Below are 3074 nucleotides of genomic sequence, written 5' to 3' on the forward strand. Positions count from 1 at the left end.
GGCGTCACCCTTTCCCGGGGCCACGGAAAAGCTCCTGTGGCGACGGGACGAATCGGGCGGCAACTGGTATTATTCCGACCGGACCAAAACTGAAGGCTGGCTTTGTCCGGCCCTCTTCAGGTATTTTACCGCTGCTCCCAGAGAGATTTATGCGCGGGCAGAGCCAAAATAAATCGCACTTTCTCCGGAGGCCCGACTGCTTCCTCGGTGCGGGCGTGAACCGGCGGCAGATGCTGAAAAAGTTCGCCAGCGGCTTCGGCATGTTGGGTCTCGCCGGTTTGCTGGCCGAGGATTTTCTTGGCCGCGCCCTGGCCGGCGCGACGGCGAGCCCGCTCGCAGTCCATCCACCCCCGTTCCCCGCGAAGGCCAAACGGGTGATTTTCCTGTTCATGTCGGGCGGACCGTCGCACGTGGACACGTTCGATCCCAAACCGCGACTGGCACGGGACAATGGCAAGCCGGTGCCATTCGAGAAGCCGAAACTCGAGCGCACGAAGACCGGAAACATCTTCGCATCACCGTACTCGTTTCAGAAACATGGCACGTCGGGGACCGAGATCAGCGAACTGTTTCCAAATCTCGTCACCTGCGTGGATGACATGTGCGTCATCCGCTCGATGGTGGCCGACAACATCAATCATAACGGCGCGTGTCTGCAGATGAACACCGGGGAGCAGGCGTTCTCGCGTCCCAGCCTTGGCTCGTGGCTGCTCTATGGACTCGGCAGCGAGAACCAGGACCTTCCCGGTTTCATCGTCATCAGCCCGTCACAACCGGCTCAGGGCGCGCCGCTCTGGAGTTCGAGCTTTCTGCCCGCCGCCTATCAGGGAACGCTGGTTTCCGATTTGAAGAATCCGATTCCGAACCTGGCGAACCCCCGTTTTTCCACCGGCCAGCAACGCGGCCAGCTCGATCTGCTCAAACAGCTCAATGTTCTGCACGAGCAGCAACGCGAGGAAGACAGCCGTCTGAGTGCGCGGATCGAATCCTTTGAACTGGCGTTCCGGATGCAGACGGAGGCCCCGGAGGCGTTCGATGTGGAACGCGAATCGCCCGAGACGCGAAAACTCTACGGCATCGGCGAGGACGTGACCGACATTTTCGGCAAGCAATGCCTCATGGCGCGCCGGCTGACCGAGCGCGGCGTTCGCATGGTGCAGGTTTATCACACGCAAACGGCGAAACGGAACAGCTGTCAGCTTTGGGACCAGCACAGCGAACTTCGCAAGGAACTGCCGAACAACTGCGCCGCGGTGGACAAGCCCATCGCCGGCCTGTTGAAGGACCTGAAAGCCCGCGGTCTGCTCGACGAGACACTGGTGATCTGGGGCGGCGAATTCGGCCGCACCCCGACGGCCGAGGGAACGAACGGTCGTGAGCATCATCCGTTCGGGTTCACCATGTGGCTTGCGGGCGGCGGTGTGAAAGGCGGCATCGTGCATGGCGCGACCGATGAGTTCGGCTGGCACGCCGTTCAGAACAAGGTCCACGTCCATGACCTGCACGCCACGATCCTTCACCTGATGGGCATCAACCACGAGAAATTGACCTACCGTTACAGCGGTCGCGATTATCGGCTCACCGATGTTTTTGGAAACGTGGTGAAAGAAATCCTCGTATGAAACCGTCGCGAAAGGATTGCGCGAGGCGGGCGGTGATGTCTCGCTCGCGATTGGGCGGGTTCCGTTGCTCGCCGGGGTGCGCGCCGGCCGCAATTCACGCGTCCTGTGGCCGCCGTGAATCAGAACAACATGACATCCTACCATCTTAAGACGTTGACTTGGAATCGAAGCTTGTCCGGCTTGCTTGCGATCATCTACGTCATTGGCGCATTCGTGTCAGGCGGCGGTGAGAGTGGTTTCAAGGTTTTGGCATTTGTGATTCTGCCACTGGCTTGCATTTGGTTTGGAGAAGCGATGGGTGGATTCACTGGGCCGTCGGGAAGCATTTGGATTACGGCACCGTCGTCCGGTTTGTTTGTCTGCATCGCCGGTTGGGTTTTATTGATAGTTCCGATTTTCTTTATCCTTTTTTGAGCATTTGCCCATGTTGAGGGCTGTATCAAAATCACTGCGCCAAGGCCGGATGGCGCGTTTAGTTCCGCTTCACGGTTCACGCCTTCTGGTCTCGCGTGACTCAGCTTTCTACGTTGGACGGTATGGCTAGCGACGCACAAGTTGATGGCGCTGTCCTCCGGTATCTCGCGACTACGAATGGTCGTTGGAGAAAGGTCGCGATGGTTTTTGTGAGAGTGACGGAAGCTTTGGGTGCCGAGTTTCCGGAAGGGGAAGCCGGACATGAGTTGTTTGACCGACGCATTGAGGCTTTGGTGAGCGATGGACGATTGGTTGCCCGAGGGGACATCGCGCTGTGGAGACACAGCGAAGTTAGACTGGCATGATTTCACGGTCTGGCAAGAGGCTACGCGAACCGCCGGCCCGAATACACCATCCAACCGTGTGTTGGAAAATCGAACAACCGATGAGATGCTCCTGGGAGGTCTCACGACACGAGGATTACTTCCTTTGTCGTTGCCCATTGTTGCGTTCCACGGTCACCGACTGAAAGCCAGCCGCTTTCAATCCTCGCTGAACTTCCGGCGCTTTCATGAAGGTCTTCCACACTTTTCCCGTTCGATAGTTCTCGATCATGATCAGGATCGGGCCTTGGTCAATGCCGAGCACTTCGGGGTCCCACCAGTTGGCTGTCGGATTGAACGCGTCGCAGAAGCCGTATCGCGTCCAGATGTTCGGCCGATGGGCGTCGTAGAAATGTCGCAGCGTCGGTAAACAGATTTCCGGCGCGAACGGCATTGATGCACCAACGGCGGTAGGCGCGATGGTGCCGTCGTCGTTCTCCGGCGGAGGCGCGCCACGAGCGGAGTAGGCCTGGAATTTTCCAAAGCCGGGACCGTCACAGGCCGTCAGACCCCAAACCATTTCCCCGTAGCCTTTGAACCCGCCCGGATTGGCGATGCAATAAGCGCGCTGGGCGAGCGTGGCGCGGCGCGAGTTTTCGAAGTAATCAATGCCTTTGCCGCGCAGGTAGTCGTCGGCGGTGCCGCGGAAATCAAT

At 58.8% G+C, this 3074-nt stretch carries 4 protein-coding genes; 3 read left to right on the plus strand and 1 reads right to left on the minus strand.

The annotated features are described in order from the left end of the window. The 3 genes from VN887_05035 to VN887_05045 all read left to right on the plus strand — a co-directional run. Positions 1–172 (plus strand): DUF6717 family protein (locus VN887_05035; protein HXT39367.1); only part of this gene is annotated, 172 nt, incomplete at its 5' end. A 58-nt stretch (positions 173–230) separates the two neighbouring features. Next, positions 231–1622, plus strand: coding sequence for a DUF1501 domain-containing protein (locus VN887_05040; protein ID HXT39368.1), 1392 nt, complete (start codon positions 231–233; stop codon positions 1620–1622). A 114-nt stretch (positions 1623–1736) separates the two neighbouring features. Beyond that, on the plus strand, positions 1737–2036 hold the full coding sequence (locus VN887_05045; protein HXT39369.1) for a hypothetical protein: 300 nt from the start codon (positions 1737–1739) through the stop codon (positions 2034–2036). Positions 2037–2516: 480 nt separating this feature from the next. Here the strand turns inward: VN887_05045 and VN887_05050 are convergent. Then, positions 2517–3074, minus strand: a 558-nt coding sequence (locus tag VN887_05050) for a glucoamylase family protein (GenBank protein HXT39370.1), incomplete at its 5' end; no start/stop codon positions are given.

Origin of the sequence: Candidatus Angelobacter sp. (assembly GCA_035607015.1) — a bacterium.
Classification (GTDB): Bacteria; Verrucomicrobiota; Verrucomicrobiia; order Limisphaerales; family AV2; genus AV2.